The organism is Bradyrhizobium sp. SZCCHNR1053 (assembly GCF_032381235.1).
In the GTDB taxonomy this organism is placed as follows: domain Bacteria; phylum Pseudomonadota; class Alphaproteobacteria; order Rhizobiales; family Xanthobacteraceae; genus Bradyrhizobium.
Map to the genome: position 1 here is coordinate 64,272 of NZ_JAUHJM010000017.1, position 17,449 is coordinate 81,720.

At 65.2% G+C, this 17,449-nt stretch carries 21 protein-coding genes; 17 read left to right on the top strand and 4 right to left on the bottom strand.

Annotated elements, in window-relative coordinates; all coding sequences use genetic code 11:
* Positions 1–87: 87 nt before the first annotated feature.
* From QX051_RS27780 to QX051_RS27790, 3 genes are all read right to left on the bottom strand, one after another.
* Entirely contained in the window at positions 88–1,173 is a 1,086-nt protein-coding gene (locus QX051_RS27780) for a YeeE/YedE family protein (protein ID WP_315736267.1), read from the bottom strand.
* A 121-nt stretch (positions 1,174–1,294) separates the two neighbouring features.
* Entirely contained in the window at positions 1,295–1,645 is a 351-nt protein-coding gene (locus QX051_RS27785) for a metalloregulator ArsR/SmtB family transcription factor (RefSeq protein WP_315755991.1), read from the bottom strand.
* A gap of 24 nt (positions 1,646–1,669) precedes the next feature.
* Complete coding sequence (locus tag QX051_RS27790) at positions 1,670–2,059, bottom strand: thioredoxin (RefSeq protein ID WP_315778339.1); 390 nt, start codon at positions 2,057–2,059, stop codon at positions 1,670–1,672.
* A 121-nt stretch (positions 2,060–2,180) separates the two neighbouring features.
* Between QX051_RS27790 and QX051_RS27795 the strand changes: the two genes are divergently transcribed.
* Complete coding sequence (locus QX051_RS27795) at positions 2,181–2,915, top strand: cytochrome c biogenesis CcdA family protein (RefSeq protein WP_315778323.1); 735 nt, start codon at positions 2,181–2,183, stop codon at positions 2,913–2,915.
* Here the strand turns inward: QX051_RS27795 and QX051_RS27800 are convergent, their stop codons facing one another.
* Complete coding sequence (locus tag QX051_RS27800; RefSeq protein ID WP_315778324.1) at positions 2,916–3,632, bottom strand: hypothetical protein; 717 nt, start codon at positions 3,630–3,632, stop codon at positions 2,916–2,918.
* A gap of 94 nt (positions 3,633–3,726) precedes the next feature.
* Here QX051_RS27800 and QX051_RS27805 point away from each other — a divergent pair, with 94 nt between their 5' ends.
* From QX051_RS27805 to QX051_RS27880, 16 genes are all read left to right on the top strand, one after another.
* Entirely contained in the window at positions 3,727–4,317 is a 591-nt protein-coding gene (locus QX051_RS27805) for a thioredoxin family protein (RefSeq protein WP_315778325.1), read from the top strand.
* A gap of 130 nt (positions 4,318–4,447) precedes the next feature.
* Positions 4,448–4,891 carry a sulfur oxidation c-type cytochrome SoxX gene (gene soxX / locus QX051_RS27810; RefSeq protein WP_315755995.1) on the top strand — a complete coding sequence of 148 codons (444 nt, stop codon included), beginning with the start codon at positions 4,448–4,450 and terminating at the stop codon, positions 4,889–4,891.
* 20 nt (positions 4,892–4,911) lie between these two features.
* Positions 4,912–5,364: a thiosulfate oxidation carrier protein SoxY gene (soxY, locus tag QX051_RS27815; RefSeq protein WP_315778326.1), complete on the top strand. Its 453-nt coding sequence runs from the start codon at positions 4,912–4,914 to the stop codon at positions 5,362–5,364.
* Positions 5,365–5,382: 18 nt separating this feature from the next.
* Complete coding sequence (gene soxZ / locus QX051_RS27820; protein ID WP_315718309.1) at positions 5,383–5,709, top strand: thiosulfate oxidation carrier complex protein SoxZ; 327 nt, start codon at positions 5,383–5,385, stop codon at positions 5,707–5,709.
* Between the two features lie 33 nt (positions 5,710–5,742).
* Complete coding sequence (gene soxA / locus QX051_RS27825; protein WP_315778327.1) at positions 5,743–6,567, top strand: sulfur oxidation c-type cytochrome SoxA; 825 nt, start codon at positions 5,743–5,745, stop codon at positions 6,565–6,567.
* 24 nt (positions 6,568–6,591) lie between these two features.
* Positions 6,592–8,286, top strand: coding sequence for a thiosulfohydrolase SoxB (gene soxB, locus QX051_RS27830; protein WP_315772268.1), 1,695 nt, complete (start codon positions 6,592–6,594; stop codon positions 8,284–8,286).
* 5 nt (positions 8,287–8,291) lie between these two features.
* The gene (soxC, locus tag QX051_RS27835; RefSeq protein ID WP_315778328.1) at positions 8,292–9,575 is read left to right on the top strand and encodes a sulfite dehydrogenase; all 1,284 of its coding nucleotides are present in this window, start codon (positions 8,292–8,294) and stop codon (positions 9,573–9,575) included.
* On the top strand, positions 9,514–10,272 hold the full coding sequence (locus tag QX051_RS27840; protein WP_315778329.1) for a cytochrome c: 759 nt from the start codon (positions 9,514–9,516) through the stop codon (positions 10,270–10,272). Before soxC ends, QX051_RS27840 begins: the two co-directional genes overlap by 62 nt.
* 26 nt (positions 10,273–10,298) lie before the next feature.
* Positions 10,299–10,733: a hypothetical protein gene (locus QX051_RS27845; RefSeq protein WP_315718331.1), complete on the top strand. Its 435-nt coding sequence runs from the start codon at positions 10,299–10,301 to the stop codon at positions 10,731–10,733.
* 11 nt (positions 10,734–10,744) lie between these two features.
* On the top strand, positions 10,745–11,647 hold the full coding sequence (locus tag QX051_RS27850) for an alpha/beta hydrolase (RefSeq protein ID WP_315778330.1): 903 nt from the start codon (positions 10,745–10,747) through the stop codon (positions 11,645–11,647).
* A gap of 8 nt (positions 11,648–11,655) precedes the next feature.
* Entirely contained in the window at positions 11,656–12,096 is a 441-nt protein-coding gene (locus QX051_RS27855) for a DsrE family protein (protein ID WP_409998148.1), read from the top strand.
* 68 nt (positions 12,097–12,164) lie between these two features.
* On the top strand, positions 12,165–13,265 hold the full coding sequence (locus QX051_RS27860) for a YeeE/YedE family protein (RefSeq protein WP_315778331.1): 1,101 nt from the start codon (positions 12,165–12,167) through the stop codon (positions 13,263–13,265).
* 418 nt (positions 13,266–13,683) lie between these two features.
* Complete coding sequence (locus tag QX051_RS27865; protein WP_315778332.1) at positions 13,684–15,372, top strand: methyl-accepting chemotaxis protein; 1,689 nt, start codon at positions 13,684–13,686, stop codon at positions 15,370–15,372.
* Between the two features lie 447 nt (positions 15,373–15,819).
* Positions 15,820–16,362, top strand: a complete 543-nt coding sequence (locus tag QX051_RS27870; RefSeq protein ID WP_315778341.1) for a YeeE/YedE thiosulfate transporter family protein — start codon at positions 15,820–15,822, stop codon at positions 16,360–16,362.
* A 10-nt stretch (positions 16,363–16,372) separates the two neighbouring features.
* On the top strand, positions 16,373–16,930 hold the full coding sequence (locus tag QX051_RS27875; protein WP_315736281.1) for a YeeE/YedE thiosulfate transporter family protein: 558 nt from the start codon (positions 16,373–16,375) through the stop codon (positions 16,928–16,930).
* Positions 16,931–16,977: 47 nt separating this feature from the next.
* Positions 16,978–17,319 (top strand): rhodanese-like domain-containing protein, encoded by a 342-nt coding sequence (locus tag QX051_RS27880; protein WP_315772279.1) that lies wholly within the window; start codon positions 16,978–16,980, stop codon positions 17,317–17,319.
* The last annotated feature ends 130 nt before the right edge of the window (positions 17,320–17,449 follow it).

Consider the following 17,449-nt stretch of genomic DNA (forward strand, 5'->3'; position numbering starts at 1 on the left):
GCGAAATCCACAATCCGTCTGCCTGCGGTACAACGCCATCGCCCTGGCGTGGGGGCAAGCTTGCACATTGCGACAGCGCAGCCACCGTCACGATGTCAGACGCAGCAGGTTGCGCACGGCAGGGCGCCATTCGCCGGTCATGGTGTATTCGAGGCCGAGCCGTGCGCCGCAGGTGATCGCCAGCATCGTCAGCGGCGCCGAGACCGCCAGCGTCGAGAATGCCGACAGGCCCTGTCCGATGGTGCAGCCCATCGACATGATGCCGCCGGTGCCCATCAGCAGCGCGCCGGTCATGTGACGCTTCAGCTCGCGCGCGTCATCGCAGGCTTCCCAGCGGAAGACGCGCGAAAACATTGCCGCGACGAACGAGCCCAGGATCACGCCGGCGACGGAGCCGATCGCAAAGTCGGCCCGGCTGCCGGACAGCGTGGCGATGTAGAGCACGGTATTGCCGAGCGGGGCAACGAAGGTCAGGGATGCCACGCGCGCCGGATCGAAATCGTCATTGCCGAGCCAGCTGGTAGCGAACCAGCCGAACGCCACCGCACAGCCTACGGCGAGGCCGGAGAGCAGCAGGCGCGGCGATCTCACGAGGCGCCCGTCGGCCAATGCCCAGGCCGCGAGCGCGACCGCTGCGACGGAAACGGTTGCCGGCCGCGCATATGAGCCAAGTGCGGGCGACAGCAGCATATCCATGCCCTGGGTCATCGTTTCGGGCAGGCGTATGGAGAGCGGCTCGATCAGCGAGATGCGCAGGAATCCCGTGAGCCCGCGCATCGCGGCCAGGGCTGACACGCCCAGCACCAGAAACACGACGATGGCGCGCAGATCACCGCCGCCGATACGGACCAGCGTCCCGAAGCCGCAGGTGCCGACCAGGGCCATCCCGATGCCGAACGACAGGCCGCCGAGGATGGCGCCGCCGAGCGGAATGGACGACGTCAAGTAGATCGAGCGCGACAGGTCGATCAGGCCGAAGCTGGCGAGCAACTGGGTTGCGACCAGCGCGACCGCGGCCGCCAGCGCGAAGGATTTGAGTCGTCGGGTATCGGCGCCGAAGAACGCGTCCTCCAGCATCGCGAGCGTACAGAAGCGGCCGGCGCGACCGGCGACGCCGAGAACGGCGCCCGCGAGCAGCCCACACATGAACGTCAGTGCTGATGGGCTGAGCATTCCTCTCCGACATCCTCGTTGGTTTCCCGGCATTGTGCGCCAGGAACGGCGGGGACGCCAGACCTCTCGCGCCGCTACAGGGCGCGCCGATGCGAAGCCCGAGACCGCGAGGGCCAACCTCTCAGCGGCGGCGCTTGCGGACCGGCTCGCAATAGACGTCGTAGATCGCCGTCAGGATCTTGCGGACATCTTCGCTCGCAAGGCTGTAGTAGATCGTCTTGCCGTCGCGCCGCGTCGTGACCAGCCGGTCGAGCCTGAGACGGGCGAGCTGCTGCGAGACGGTCGACTGCCGCTCGCCCAGGAACTGCTCGAGCTCGGTGACGGATTTTTCGCCTTCGGCGAGGATGCAGAGCAGCAAAAGTCGGGACTCGTGGGACAGCGCCTTCAGCATCTCGCTGGCTTCCCGCGCCTTCTCGATCATCTGCTCGAGCTCGGCAGAGGTTTCGATGTCCTTCAACTTCGGCAGCGGCATGAATTCTGAATCCCTCGGTTGGCGTCAGGAGCGGGCCGGAGCCCCGCTTGTAGCATTCATTATGCGGCCGAGCAGCCCAAAGAAGAACGCATCGCCGGGATAACCGCGGATGCGTCCGATCTCGCGGCCCTGCTCGACCACCACGAAGGTCGGGGTGAACGCTCCCGGATCGATGCCGGAAAGATCCGTCGGCAGCGGCTTGGCAAGGTCGACCCGTCGCAGCGGCAGCGCGCGCCCTTCGTCGGTCTTGGCATAGATCGGACCGATTTCTGCGTTGAAGCGGGCGCACCAGCCGCAGCCCGGACGTTCGAACATCACGAGCTCGGAGGCAAACGCCGGGGCCGAGAGGCAAATGCCGGTCACCACCGCCCCTGCGAGCGTTGCGAATCCGCGCGATGCACTTCTGCTGGACATGCCGAGATCCTCTCTGGACTTGTCGGTCAATCTATCATTAAATTCGAATATGTACTAGTGCGCGATTTCCGAATCCTGCCCGGCGGGCCGGGCATGTAGCGCTGGCCGACCGGGAGGAAAGATGGATCTCGACGTCACGCTGGGGGCCGCGCTGGCCGCGGGTCTGTTGTCGTTTCTGTCACCGTGCATTCTGCCGCTGGTCCCGCCGTTCCTGTGCTACATGGCCGGCGTCTCGGCGGCCGACGCGATCGGCGAAACCAGCATGGCCCAGCGGCGGCGGACGGTGCTGACGGCGCTGTGCTTCGTCGGCGGTTTTTCGCTGGTGTTCGTCGGTCTTGGCGCCACCGCCTCGGTGTTCGGGCGATTCATCGCCGGCCATCTCAGCCAGCTCGGCATCCTCGCCGGCCTCGTCATCATCACGATGGGGCTGCATTTCCTCGGGGTACTCCGGATTCCGCTGCTGTACCGGAGCGCGACGATCGACGTCGGAAGCAAGCCGGCCGGTCTGCTCGGTGCGTTCGTGATGGGACTTGCCTTCGCCTTCGGCTGGACGCCGTGTGCGGGGCCGGTCCTTGCCGCCGTGCTGATGATGGCAGGCGCGGAGGCGACGGTCGGCAAGGGCGCGCTGCTGCTCGCTGCCTACTCGGTCGGGACCGGCATCCCGTTCCTGATCGCCGCGGCCTTCACGGGGCAGTTCATGACCATGCTCAAGGGCATCAAGCCGCATCTCCCCCTGGTCGAGAAGACGATGGGCGGCTTTCTCGTCCTGACCGGCGCGGCCTTTCTCGCCGGCGTGATCCCGCGGATGTCGGAATGGATCTTCGAGCGCTTTCCGTCGCTCGCCACCATCGGCTGATCAGCCGAAGCGGAAGTCCAATAGATTGACGAAGGACTGCAGCTCGATCTCATAGCGATGCACCAGGCCGGCGTCGCTCTCGCGCGCGGCGCGGCCGATCTCGCCGGCGCTCGTCGTGGCGCCGTCGATCAGGCGGCGGAATTCGGCCTGGCTCGCCACGTCGGGCGCGGCGAGGTCGTTGCAGCGTTGCAGTCGGTCGCGCAGCGCTGTACCGGCCTGGACGACCTCGCCAGGCTCGGCCTTGCCCGCTGCGAGCCGCGCAGCTGCGTTGCGCAACGCGTCCATGACGGGCGACAGCTCGAACACGCAATCGCTGAGCTCGACCACGCCGGCGTCCTGCCTCAGGGCGTGAAGCGACCGGCGCAACGCGGCAATGGCCGCCGCAGCGCGCGCGCCGTCACCTGCGGTCAGCGCTTCGTCCGCCTGCTTCAGGCGATCGTTTCCGGTGGCGATCAGCTCTGCAAAGGATTTGGCCGAATAGGGCGCATTGGAGCGCTCGGCGAGCCGGCTGAGCCTGGCCCAGGCGATCCGGGCGTCGTCGAGCTCGATCTGCGCCAGGCCCACATTGCCGGTGCGGCCATAGCTCGCGGCTGTGCGCAGGCTGGCCATCGCCGAGTGCATGAAGGCAGCAACATCCGCGTTCTCTTCGGCGTGCCCACGGACGCCATGCGTGAGGCATGACAGCACGAGCGACAGCATGATGACGCGGCGCAGCATCGAATGTCCTTTTCACATTCTGTTATTCGAATATCATGTATCGAAATTCCGTGGACTTGGCAAAGTGGACTTGGCAAAGCGCGCGAGCAGGCTGATGACGACGAACCGGACGATGACGCGGCGCGATCTGGTTGCGCTGCTCTCTGCCGCGGCGGCCGTCGGCCTGGCGTCAGCGCCGGCGCAGGCCGACGCGGCGCTCGGCGACGACGGGCTCTATCACCAGTCCTGGTTTCTCAACAGCTTCCTGGATCTGCGCGAGGATCTCGAAAGCGCGGCGTCGGAAGGCAAGCGGCTTGCGATCATGTGGGAGCTGCGCGGCTGCCCGTATTGCCGCGAGACTCATCTGGTGAACTTTGCCGACCAAGGGATCACGGACTACATCCGTGCCAATTTCGAAGTGCTGCAGCTCAACCTGCTCGGCGCGCGCAAGGTGATCGACTTCGACGGCAAGGAGTTCACCGAGAAGGAGCTCGCCGAGCGTTACGCGATCCGCTTCACGCCGACGTTCCAGTTCTTTCCGCCATCGGCCGAGGGCGTCTCTGCGAAGGAGCCGCTCGCGCGCGAGGTGGCTCGCGCGCCGGGCTATCTCAAGCCGCCGCATTTCCTCGCAATGTTCCGCTTCGTGCGCGACAAGGCCTATGAGCGCGGCACATTCCGCGACTATCTCGCTTCGACCAAGGGTTGAGTGCAGTGCGGCATCGAAATACGCTTGACACCAATCACATTATCAAATCATAATTCTTGAATATGATGGATCGTAAGTCCGTCGTGTTCATCGTAAGGCGAGGGGACGCCTCGTCGGTCAGGGTGGAAACATGCGCCGTTTGATTCCGGCCGCCTTGCTCTGCGTGTTGCTGTCGGCAGCCGCGCGAGGTGACGAGCCGATCAGGCTCGATGTCGTCGACTATGCCATTCCGAAATCGCTGACCGGCGCGCCCGGCAATGCCGATGCCGGCAAGAAAGTGTTCTTGACGCGGACGCTGGGCAATTGTCTCGCCTGCCATCAGGTGTCGTCGCTGAAGTCGGAAGAGTTTCACGGCGAGTTCGGTCCGTCGCTCGACGGCGTCGCGACCCGCTACAACACGGCGCAATTGCGCCTGATCGTCGCCGATCCCAAGCGTATCTTTACCGATACGGTGATGCCCGCCTTCTACAAGAACGACGGACTCAATCGCGTCAGGCCGGAGTTCGTCGGCAAACCCGTCCTCACCGCCGCGCAGGTCGAGGACGTCGTCGCCTTTCTCGAAACATTGAAATAACCGCCTCTGGAGGATGATGCATGGGCGCAATCAACAGACGACAGGCGTTCCTTCTCGGCGGCGGTTTCGTCGCCCTGACGGTGCTGCCGATGGCCGCCAACGCCGAGCCGAGCAACGACGCGGCCGAGATGATCAAGAAGTTCACCGGCGGCAAGGAAGCGGCCAAGGGCAAGATTACGCTCGATCTGCCTGAGATCGCCGAGAACGGCAACACCGTGCCGCTCGCGCTCACGGTCGAAAGCCCGATGACACCAGACAACTACGTCAAGGAAGTGCTGTTCGTGGCCGACGGCAATCCGAACGCCGGCGTCGCCACGCTGATGTTCACGCCGATGTCCGGCAAGGCCGAGGCGTCGATCCGTATCCGTCTGGCGCAGACCCAGAACGTGATCGCAATCGCGAAGATGAGCGACGGCTCGCTCTTCACGGAGCGCAAGACCGTCAAGGTCACCATCGGCGGCTGCGGCGGCTGAGACAGGGGAGAGACGAACATGGCAGACAAGCCGCGGATCAAGCTTCCGAAGGAAGCCAAGAAGGGCGAGATCATCCAGATCAAGACGCTGGTCTCGCATCTGATGGAATCGGGTCAGCGCAAGGATGCGCAGGGCAAGCCGATCCCGCGCAAGATCATCAACAAGTTCACCTGCGAGTTCAACGGCAAGCCGGTGTTCTCCTGCGCGCTGGAGCCGGCGATCTCCGCCAACCCGTACATCCAGTTCGACGCAAGGATCGACGAGGAAGGCACGTTCAAGTTCGCCTGGACGGATGATGATGGCTCAGTCGTGACGGCCGAAGAGAAGATCGCGTTGAAGGCCTGATCGGCCGCGTGTGATCGCTAGGAGGAGTGACGGATGTCCATTCGCTACGGTTCTCTCGCCGTCCTGGCTTCGGCCGCGCTCGCCCTGTCGGCAGTCGCGACGTTCGGCCAGGAGGCCGAACGGAAGGGCATTCCGGCGCCTCCCGGTCACGTCTTCAAGACCATCATCTCGGGCTATCAGTTCCGCACCAAGGAAACGCGCGCGCTCCAGGATGACGACCTGGAGAATCCCGGCTTCCTCGCGGTGGAGCGGGCCGCCGACGTCTGGAAGACGGTCGACGGCAGCGAAGGCAAGTCGTGCATGAGCTGCCATGGCGAGGCGGAAAAGACCATGAAGGGCGTCGGCGCCGCCATGCCCAAATGGAGCGATAAGCTCAACAAGCCGGTCAATCTCGAGCAGCAGATCAACATCTGCCGTACCGAGCACATGAAGGCGCAGCCCTGGGCCTTCAAGTCGAAGGAACTGACGGACATGACGGCGTTCGTCCGCTACCAGTCGCGCGGCATGCCGGTGGCGGTGAAGACCGACGGTCCGATGTCGCCATGGTTCGAGAAGGGCAAGGAGATCTACTATACGCGGGTCGGGCAGCTCGATCTTGCCTGCGCGTCCTGCCACGAGAAGAACAACGGCAAGTTCATGCGCGCCGATTATCTGAGCCAAGGCCAGACCAACGGCTTTCCGACCTACCGGCTGCGCGATCAGCGCCTGATCCCGCTGCACGAACGGTTCGAGGGCTGCATGTTCGACGTTCGCGGCGTGCCCTACAAGCCGCTGTCGGACGAGTTCCTCGCCCTCGAAGTCTACGTCGCCTGGCGCGGCATCGGGCTGCCCGTCGAGACACCGTCGGTCCGCAACTAGCCGCGGACACAAGGAAGATACATCATGATATCGCGTCGCGAATTCGTTCAGGTCGCATTGGCGGCGGCTGCCTTGACGGGTGGCTCCGGTCTTGCGGGTGCGACCCGCGCCTTTGCTCAGCAGAAGCTGACCGAGAAGGAGCTGCTGGCGTTCGATCCGGTCGGCAACGTCACCTTGGTGCATGTCACCGACATCCACGGCCAGCTGATGCCGCTGTATTTCCGGGAGCCGTCGACCAATCTCGGCGTCGGCGACGCCAAGGGCCAGCCGCCGCACGTCACCGGCAAGGATTTCCTCACCCGCTTCGGCATCGCGCCGGGCTCGTCGTCGGCCTATGCGCTGACGTCGGAGGATTTCGAGGCGCTCGCCAAGACCTACGGGCGGATCGGCGGGCTCGACCGCGCCGCCACCGTCATCAAGGCCATCCGCGCCGAGCGCGGCGACAAGGTCGTGCTGCTCGATGGCGGTGACACCTGGCAGGGATCATGGTCGTCGCTGAAGACCCGCGGCCAGGACATGATCGACTGCATGGCGCTGCTGAAGCCGGATGCGATGACGGGGCATTGGGAGTTCACCTACGGCACCGAGCGCGTCAAGCAGGCGGTCGATGGTCTCGGCTTTCCGTTCCTCGGCCTCAACATCCGCGACACCGAATGGAACGAGCCGGCGTTCGAAGCCTCGACGATGATCGAGCGCGGCGGCGTCAAGATCGCGGTGCTCGGCCAAGCCTTCCCGTATACGCCGGTCGCCAATCCCCGCTGGATGATTCCGAACTGGTCATTCGGCGTGCGCGAGGAGGATGTTCAGACCCAGGTCGACAAGGCGCGCAAGGACGGCGCCGGCCTCGTGGTGCTGCTGTCGCACAACGGCTTCGACGTCGACCGCAAGCTGGCCAGCCGCGTCAAGGGTCTCGATGTCATTCTCACGGGTCACACCCATGATGCGCTGCCCGAGGCCGTGAAGGTCGGCAAGACGCTGCTGATCGCGTCGGGCTCCTCCGGCAAGTTCGTCTCGCGGCTCGATCTCGACGTCAAGGACGGCGAGGTGAAGGGCTATCGTTACAAGCTGATCCCGCTGTTCTCCGACGTGATCACGCCCGATCCGGCGATGGCGGCCAAGATCGCCGAGGTGCGCAAGCCGTTTGCCGCCGATCTCGCCCGCCCGCTGGGACGGACCGAGACGCTGCTGTATCGCCGCGGCAATTTCAACGGCACGTTCGACGACCTCATCTGCCAGGCGCTGCTGCAGGAGCGCGATGCGGAGATCGCGCTGTCGCCGGGCTTCCGCTGGGGCACCAGCGTGATGCCGGGCCAGGACATCACCTTCGAGGACGTCACCAACGCCACCGCGATCACCTATCCGGCCGTCTATCGCATGGGCATGACCGGCACGCGGCTGAAGGAGATCATCGAGGACGTCGCCGACAACCTGTTCAACGTCGACCCCTACTACCAGCAGGGCGGCGACATGGTCCGCATCGGCGGCATGTCCTACGCCATCGACGTCAACAAGCCGCAGGGGCAGCGCATCTCCGACATGCGCCTGATCAAGACCGGTGCGGCGATCGATCCGTCGCGCGAGTATCAGGTCGCGGGATGGGCCAGCGTCAACGAGGGCACCCAGGGGCCGCCGATCTGGGAGGTCGTGTCGAGCTATCTGCAGCGCCAGAAAACCGTGCGTCTCGAGCCCAACCGGGCCGTCAAAGTCTCCGGAGTGTGACGACGATGTCCAAGGACAAACTACTTCCCTCAGCCCCACGTGCGTCGCGCCGTGGTTTCCTGACGGCCGCCGGCGGTCTTGCCGCCACGGCGCTGGCCTCGCAGGCGCGTGCCGGCGCCGGCAATCCCGCCAACCAGCCGCCGAACGTGCCGGAATGGACGCGCACCCTCGGCGAGGGCGTCGCTGTGCGCCCCTACGGCAAGCCGTCGAAGTTCGAGAAGGACGTTGTCCGCCGCGACGTCGAATGGCTGACGGCTTCGCGCGAATCCTCGGTCAGCTTCACGCCGCTGCATGAGCTCGAAGGCATCATCACGCCGAACGGGCTGTGCTTCGAACGCCATCACGGTGGCGTGGCCGACGTCGATCCGGCCGATCACCGGCTGATGATCCATGGCCTGGTCGAGCGACCGCTGCTGCTGACGCTCGACGAGCTCAAGCGCTACCCGCGCGTCAACCGCATCCACTTCATGGAATGCGCCGCCAATTCCGGCATGGAGTGGCGCGGTGCCCAGCTCAATGGCTGCCAGTTCACGCATGGCATGATCCACTGCGTGCAGTACACCGGCGTCTCGCTGCGCACCCTGCTCGAAGAGGCCGGTGTCAAGACCAACGGCAAATGGCTGCTGGTGGAGGGCGCCGACTCCGCGTCGATGGATCGCAGCCTGCCGATCGAGAAGGCGCTCGACGACTGCATCATCGCCTACAAGATGAACGGCGAGGCGCTGTATCCCGAGCAGGGCTATCCGATGCGCCTGGTCGTGCCGGGATGGCAGGGCAATCTCTGGGTCAAATGGCTGCGCCGCATCAAGGTCGGCGACCAGCCCTGGCACACCCGCGAGGAAACCTCGAAATACACGGACCTTTTGCCGAACGGCAAGGCGCGGCGCTTCACCTGGGCGATGGATGCCAAGTCGGTGATCACCAGCCCGAGCCCGCAGGCGCCGATCAAGCATGGCAAGGGCTTTACGATCGTCTCGGGACTGGCGTGGTCGGGCAACGGCAAGGTCAGGCGCGTCGACGTGTCGCTCGATGGCGGTCGCAACTGGTGGCCGGCGCGGATCGACGGCCCGGTGCTCGACAAGGCGCTGACCCGCTTCTACTACGAGTTCGATTGGAACGGCGAGCCGCTGCTGCTGCAGTCGCGGGTGCAGGACGAGACCGGCTACGTCCAGCCGTCCAAGGCCGAGCTGCGCAAGGTCCGCGGCTACAACTCCATCTATCACAACAATGGCATCCAGACCTGGCACGTGCAGGCAAACGGTGAGGTCGAGAATGTCGAGGTCGCCTAAGCTCATCATTGCCGCTGCGGCGCTGGCAACACTTGCGGGCTCGGTGGCATTCGCCGGCGGTCCGAGCGAGAAGACCGAGGCCAAAACCGAGGCCAAGCCGCCGCAGCGCTTCAACATCGGCCGCGCGCCGAGCGCCGAGGAGATCCGCGGCTGGGACATCGACGTGCGTCCGGACGGGCAGGGGCTGCCAGTCGGCAAGGGCACCGTCGCCCAGGGCGAGAAGCTGTTCATGGACAATTGCGCCAGCTGCCATGGCGAATTCGGCGAGGGTGCCGGCCGCTGGCCGGTGCTCGCCGGCGGCAAGGGATCGCTGACATCAGACAATCCGGTCAAGACGGTCGGCTCCTACTGGCCCTACGCCTCGACGCTGTTCGACTACGTCCGCCACGCGATGCCGTTCGGCAGCCCGCAGTCGCTGAAGGTCGACGAGTACTACGCGCTGGTTGCCTATGTGCTCTATCTGAACGACGTAATCACCGATCAGAACTTCGAGTTGAGCAACAGCAATCTCGCCACGATCAAGATGCCGAACGAGGGCGGGTTCATCATGGATGACCGGAGCACGAGCGAGAAGGCGTTCTGGCAGAAGGATCCGTGCATGAAGAACTGCATCGCGCCGGTCAAGATCACCGGACGCGCGACAGCGGTCGACGTCACGCCGGAAGACAAGGACGGCAAGCCGCGAGGCGTCGAGTGAGGATTGCCGGATGCAGCCGCCGCCAGATGCTGTTGGCGGCCGCATCCGTCGCCCTGGCCGGAAGCGGGGTTGCGTCCATCGCCACTGCAGCCGAGCCACACAGGCTCGCGTTGCAGATCAGCGACGAGGATCCGGCCAAGATGCGCGCGGTGCTCGACGTGGCCGCGAATGTCTCCCGCCACTATTCGGGCGAGGGCGCGGAGGTCGAGATCGTGATCGTCGCCTTCAATGGCGGCCTCGACATGTTGCTGGCCGACCGCTCGCCGGTGAAGGAGCGGGTGCTCGGCTTCGCCAAGTCGATGCCCAATGTGAGCTTCATCGCCTGCGGCAACACCTTGGAGACGCTCGCGAGCAAGGAGGGACGGCAGCCGCCTCTGCTCGACGGCGTCACTGTCGTCAAGACCGGGGTCGCGACCCTGCTGGAGCTGTCCGAGAAGAACTGGACGATCGTGCGTCCCTGAAGGAATTTGCGATGCGGTGGTGGCTGGCTCTCGTCCTCTCGTTCATTGCGTCGATCGCATTCGCGGCCGAGGAGCCGCGCGAGCTCGCGATCGGCGGGCGTACGGCGCTCGGCACGCTCCGGCTGCCGGCGCAGTCGGGACCGGATGTGCCGCTGGTGCTGATGACGCACGGCACGCTCGCGCACAAGGACATGGAGACCATCCAGGGCCTGTCCAAGGCGTTGGCCGAGCGGGGGATCGCCTCGCTCGCGCATAATCTCGTGCTCGGTCTCGATCGCCGCACCGGCATGTACGATTGCGCCAAGCCCCATGACTATGCGCCTGACGATGCGATCGCCGAGATCGCCGCCTGGCTGAGCGAAGCGCGCAAGACCTCGTCGCACGTCTTCGTGCTCGGACATTCGCGCGGCGCCAATCAGCTCGCGCGCTATCTGGTCGCCAATCCCAAGGCCGCGATCGACGGTGCGATCCTGCTGGCGCCGGCGACGGCGAGCATCGAGGCCGGTTTGAGAGACGCCTATGCGGAGAGCTACGGTCAGCGATTGGCGCCGCTGCTCGACAAGGCTGAGGCTGCGATCGCCGCCGGGCGCGGCGGTGATTGGATGTCGGTGCCGGGCTTCATCTATTGCCGCGATGCCAAGGTGACGGCGCGCGCATTCGCAGCATTCTATCGCGCCGACCGGCGCCAGGATACGGCGGCGCTGATCGCCGATGTGAGCCTGCCGGTTCTGGTGCTTGCGGCAGCGCAAGACAAGACGGTACCGGACGTGGCAGCGTCGTTCGTGCCGCTGGCGTCACGCGCCGGCAGCCGTGTCCGATTGGAGACGATTGACGACGCAGATCACTTCTTTCGCGATCTCGCCGCCGAGGATGCCGCTGATCGCATCGCAGGATTCATTGCAGCCACGCGTTAGGAGTCACCATGGAACGTCGATCTTTGATGCAAGCCGGTTTTGCCAGTGTGTTTGGAATCTTCGGTGTCAGCCGCGCACGCGCGGCGACGGAGTCTCCGCGCCAGCGCGTCGCCTATCATCTCGCCGATCAGGACCGCGCCCTGTTCGTTCTCGGCAACCTCCAGAATCACGTCGATGGCACCGGAGGACCTGGACGCGCAGACATTCGCCTGGTGATCCACGGTCCGGGCTTGCGGGCCTTTCATGCGATTTCGGCCGACCAGACCATCTCGGCTCTGGCCGAGCGCCTCATGAAGGCCGGCGTCGGCTTCGAGGCCTGTGCCAACACCATGAAGGCGCAAGGCGTGAAGCTCGACGATCTCTTGCCAGGCTTCGCGGTGGCGGAGAAGGGCGGCGTCGTGCGTCTCACCGAGCTGCAGCAGAGTGGATACGCCTACCTGCGCCCGTGACGGGCGCATGCGTCCTTGCCGATGCCGCCCGGTATGTTGAGCGGCAGGCCTGAACGACGGGAGCGCCTGTGCTCACCGCATTGATCGACCTTCTGGGTGAGGAGCTGGTGTCGCTGCTTTGCGGGCTCGCGGCCGGCGGCGCGTTCGGCTTCTTCGCCCAGCGCAGCCGCTTCTGCCTGCGGGCGGCCACGGTCGAGTTCGCGCGCGGGCAGGGCGGTCCGCGGCTGGCGGTATGGCTCCTCACCTTCGCCTCGGCGCTGCTGGGCACCCAGGCACTGGTGGCGATGGGCCTGCTCGACGTCTCTGAAGCGCGCCAGCTGGCGCAGCAGGGCAGCATTTCCGGCGCGATGATCGGCGGCACGCTGTTCGGCTGCGGCATGATCCTGGCGCGCGGCTGTGCCAGCCGTCTGCTGGTGCTCTCGGCCAACGGCAATCTGCGGGCGCTGCTGTCCGGCCTGATCTTCGCGGTGACGGCGCAGTCCGCCTATCGCGGCCTGCTCGCGCCGGCACGCGAGTGGCTCACCAATCTTTGGCTCGTCGACGGCGGACCGTCGCGCGACATCATGAGCCTGTTCGGCGGCGGCACGCCCGAGAAGCTCGGCTTCGGCATGCTGTGGTTCCTGGCCGGGCTCGCCGCCGTGTCGAAGTTTCAGGTCGGCCCGAAGATCCTGCGCGCGGCGGTGGCCGCGGGTGCGGCGGTCGCCGGGGGCTGGCTCCTCACCTATCAGCTCGGCCAGGCCTCGTTCTCGCCGGTGCCGCTGAAGAGCCTCACATTCAGCGGTCCTTCGGCGGAGCTGCTGATGCAGGTGCTCGCCAGCACGCAGCTGAAGCCGGGCTTCGATCTCGGCATCATTCCGGGCGTGTTCATCGGCTCGTTCGTTGCGGCCGCGCTGGCGCGCGAACTCAATCTCGAAGGCTTCTCGGATGGGCGCGGCATGCGCCGCTACATGATCGGCGCCGTCCTGATGGGATTCGGCGCCATGCTGGCGGGCGGCTGCGCCGTCGGCGCCGGCGTGACGGGGGCATCGGTGTTTGCGCTCACAGCGTGGATCGTGCTCGGTGGCATGTGGTTGGGTGCGGCCGTCACCGATTTTGTCGTCGACCGCTGGCTGTTCGCCACCAAGCCGGCGCAGAGCCCGGTTCAGCCGCCCTCCGTCATGCCTTCTTGAGGCATCCTGCGGAAGCGAGCCTGCTTCTGCTGAGCGGCATTGGACATGCAGCGTCAAGGCGCAGCATCCATGAATCTCCGGGACCTGTCTGTCACAGGCTCGTCGACGCGTGGCGTATCGGCGCACTTCAAGCCTCCGACGAAGAACATTGTCCGATCAGATCGGATCGAGCCCGAAGACACGCGTCTTTGCGTCGTCACGCCGGAGCGCGGATCGCGTAGTCCGCGGATTGGCCACAGGAGATGCGTGCCGAACACGGCATTCGGACCATCGTGCCCGATCATGACGTTGGTAGATTCCAGTCCGGAAATCCCGCCCGTTAACCAATTTGCGAAGGTCGGGTGATACCGTCGCGAGGGGACGACGCAATCATGCGGCGGACCGATACGAATCGCCGGGACTACGAAAGGCACGCGTGATGTCGCAACTCTCCATTCGAGCAAAAATGGCGGCCGTCATTGCGCTGCTGCTGCTGGCGATGACCATCGTCGGGTTGCTGGCCGTCCGCGGCATGCAGACAATCAACACGCATACCGAACAGATCGCCAAGAACTGGCTGCCGAGTGTGCGCGTGCTCGGCGAGTTGCGTTCGGCGATCAATCTCAATCGGGCGCAGCTGCGAGCCTACATGACGGCTGATACGACTGAGGAGAAGGACAATCTCGACCGCAACATGAAGGCAACGCTCGCCGTCATCGCGACGGCGCGCCGCTCCTATGAGGCGATGATCTCGTCGGCCGAGGAGCGCAGCCTGTTCGAGAGCTGGTCGCGGGGCTGGGAGCAATATGTCAAGGCTGCCGATGGTGTGCTCGAGGTGCTGCGCGCAGGGAACGGCAACGCGACCAAGCAGGCGAGCGATCTGTTCAACAAGACGGTCCGGAGCGTCGCCAATCAGTCGGACGAATTTCTTCGAAAGCTGATTGACCTCAACAATCGTGGCGCCGACGCCGAAACCAAGATCGCCGCGGATGGCTATGCCGAGGCATTTGCATTGATGTCGACGGTCATCGTCCTTGCCGTTCTCACCGGCATCGGCGTCGGAAGCTGGTTCGTTCGCGACATTTCCCGGTACATCGCTTCCATCATCAGGCCGATGCAGGCGCTCGGTGAGGGCAACCTGGCGATCGAGATCCCCTATCGCGGTCAGAAGACCGAAGTAGGCATGATGGCCGACGCCCTGGACGTCTTCAAGACCGCCTTGATTGCGAAGAAGCAGGCCGACGATATCGCTTCGAGAGAGGCAGAGGTGAAACTGGAGCGCGGCCGGCGGCTCGACGAGATCACTGGCCGCTTCGAGGCCGTGGTCGGCGAGATCGTCGATACCGTGTCCACGGCATCGAGCACTTTGGAAGGTCACGCCGACGGGCTCAGCAACACGGCGAGCCGCGCACAGAACCTGGCCACATCCGTCACCGCGGCTTCCGAGGAAGCCTGCGCCAATGTGCAGTCGGTGGCATCTGCGACCGAGGAGCTCTCCGCGTCCGTCAACGAGATCAGCAGGCAAGTCCAGGATTCGGCCCAGATGGCCAATGAGGCGGTGGCGCAGGCCCGCAAGACCAATGAACAGGTCAGCGAGCTTTCGAAGTCCGCTGCCCGCATCGGCGACGTCGTCGAGCTGATCAATACGATTGCCGGACAGACCAACCTGCTCGCGCTGAATGCAACGATCGAGGCCGCGCGCGCCGGCGAAGCCGGCCGCGGATTTGCCGTGGTCGCATCCGAGGTCAAGGCGCTTGCCGAGCAGACGGCGAAGGCCACCGGCGAGATCGGCCAGCAGATCTCCGGCATCCAGTCCGCCACCCAGCAATCGGTCGGTGCGATCCGCGACATCAGCATCACCATCGAGAAATTGCAGGAGATTTCGTCGACGATCGCATCGGCCGTGGAGCAGCAGGGCGCCGCCACGCAGGAGATCTCGCGCAACGTCCAGCACGCGGCGGTGGGAACGCAGCAGGTCTCAGCCAACGTTGCGGATGTGCAGCGCGGCGCCGTCGATACCGGAACCGCGGCTTCCCAGGTTCTGTCCGCCGCGAAATCGCTGGCCGACGACAGTGCCAGACTGAGCATGGAAGTGAAGAAGTTCATCGCCGGCGTGAGAGCCGCCTAGGGTTCGTAGCGACTGAGAGCCGCGCAGATCCGATCTCGCCGCCATTTCGGCCGGCCCGCGTCGGGTGTGCTGACAGGTGCGCCGGCCACGCTGCCATCGCTTCTGCGGTGGCTTGCGAGGCTCATCTCGAGGATCTTTCGCGCGGCCGCGGCAAGCTGCGTGACCGAGTCGCCTGGTGACGATGGGCTTGCGAGGCCCGCGCCGACATGAACAGAGCGTGGGGTCGCGGCGGATCATGCTCCGCCGCGGCTTGCCCGGGGCTGCCGTCCCCGAGTTCGTCAGTGCCGCTGTTTCCTCGCAGTCAGGCTGCCGCAGAGCCCCGCCTTTTCACCTCACCCGTCGGCAGCGGCTGAATTATAATTGCAGAAATTCGAATATATGCATATAGTAACGTAAGTCGGTCGCGGCGCTGGGCCGCGTCAGCAGGGAGGACCCGTCGTGGCAATGATGAACGACGTCATGGTCAAGGATCTGGGCAAGTCCAGGCGCATCGACTGGTCGCCCTATCTGGTCGGCGCCGGCATCGGCGTCCTCAGCTGGGTGGCCTTTGCCGGGTTCGGCGACCCCCTCGGCGTCACGACGGCGTTTTCGCGCATCGCATCGCTGTTTGCCGCGCCGGTGATCGGATCCGACGCCGTCGCCGCCAACAGCTATTGGAAGTCGATGCCGTTGAAATGGGACTATGGCGTCTGGTTCCTGGTCGGCATTCCGTTCGGCGCATTCCTGTCGGCGATCATCTCCGGCACGTGGCGCCTCGAACTGGTACCGGAGGTCTGGAAGGAGCGCTTTGGCCCGTCTGTGGTCAAGCGCTTCGTGGCCGCGTTTCTCGGCGGCATCGTCATCATGTATGGCGCGCGTCTGGCCGGCGGTTGCACCAGCGGACACGGCATCTCCGGCGGTCTGCAATTGGCGCTGTCGAGCTGGCTGTTCCTCGCCGTGATGTTCGCGACCGGCCTTCTGGCGTCGCGCGTCATGTTCCGCAAAGCATAGGAGAATGGCCATGACGTCATTGATGAGCATCGCCGGCCCGCTGCTGATGGGCGCCGTGTTCGGCTATCTGCTGCAGCAGGGCAAGGTCACGAGCTGCAACGTGATCGAGAACCAGTTCCGGCTGCGCGACTTCACCGTGCTGAAGGTGATGGGCACGGCGATCTTGGTCGGCGGCATCGGCGTGCTGCTGCTGGTTGATACCGGCAACACCAAATATTACGTCAAGGACGCCAACATGCTCGCGGTCGCGCTCGGCGCGGCGCTGTTCGGCGTCGGCATGGTGGTCTACGGCTACTGCCCGGGCACCGCGCTCGGCGCCATCGCCAGCGGCAGCGTGCATGCCGCAGTCGGCGCTTTCGGCATGATTGTCGGCGCGATCCTCTATGCGCTGAGCTTCGACTGGGTGAAGGCTCACGTCCTGAATGTTTGGGCGCTCGGCAAGGTGCGGCTGCCCGACATCACCGGCGTGCCGGATGGCGTCTGGTTCGCCGCGCTCGCGATCGGCGCAGGTGCGTTCTTCTTCTGGGTCGAAGCGTCCGAGGCCAAGGCGAAGCGGACACAGGGGTAGGCGGAGTCGCCGAGTGCCCCTATGTCAATCAGTGAGAGGTTCCTCCCATGCTATCAGGACTGTTCAGCAAGCTGACCGGATCGACCAGCGTGCCGGCGATCGAGCATGACGAGCTGGTGCGGGCGCATCAGCAGCGGAGCTGCGTCATCGTCGACGTGCGCGAGCCGCATGAGTTCAAGGGCGGACACATTCCCGGCGCCGTCAATCACCCGCTGTCGCGTTTCGACCCGGGCGACCTCGTGCACGACAAGCCGGTGGTTCTGATCTGTCAGGCCGGCGGCCGCTCGGCCACCGCGCTGCGGCGGGCGCTGTCGGCGGGGCGGCAGGATATCCGCCACTATGCCGGCGGCATGAGCCGCTGGCGGGCGCGCGGCGGTCCTGTCGCCTGAACGCGCCCTGTCCGACAGATCGGACGTTCTGCTCTGTCAGGACGTTCCGAACGGATCTGTTCTGGTTGAGATGAAATGACCTGCAACCAGCGTGGGTTGCGGCAGGTCAAGAGCAAAGTGTGCGGCGGAA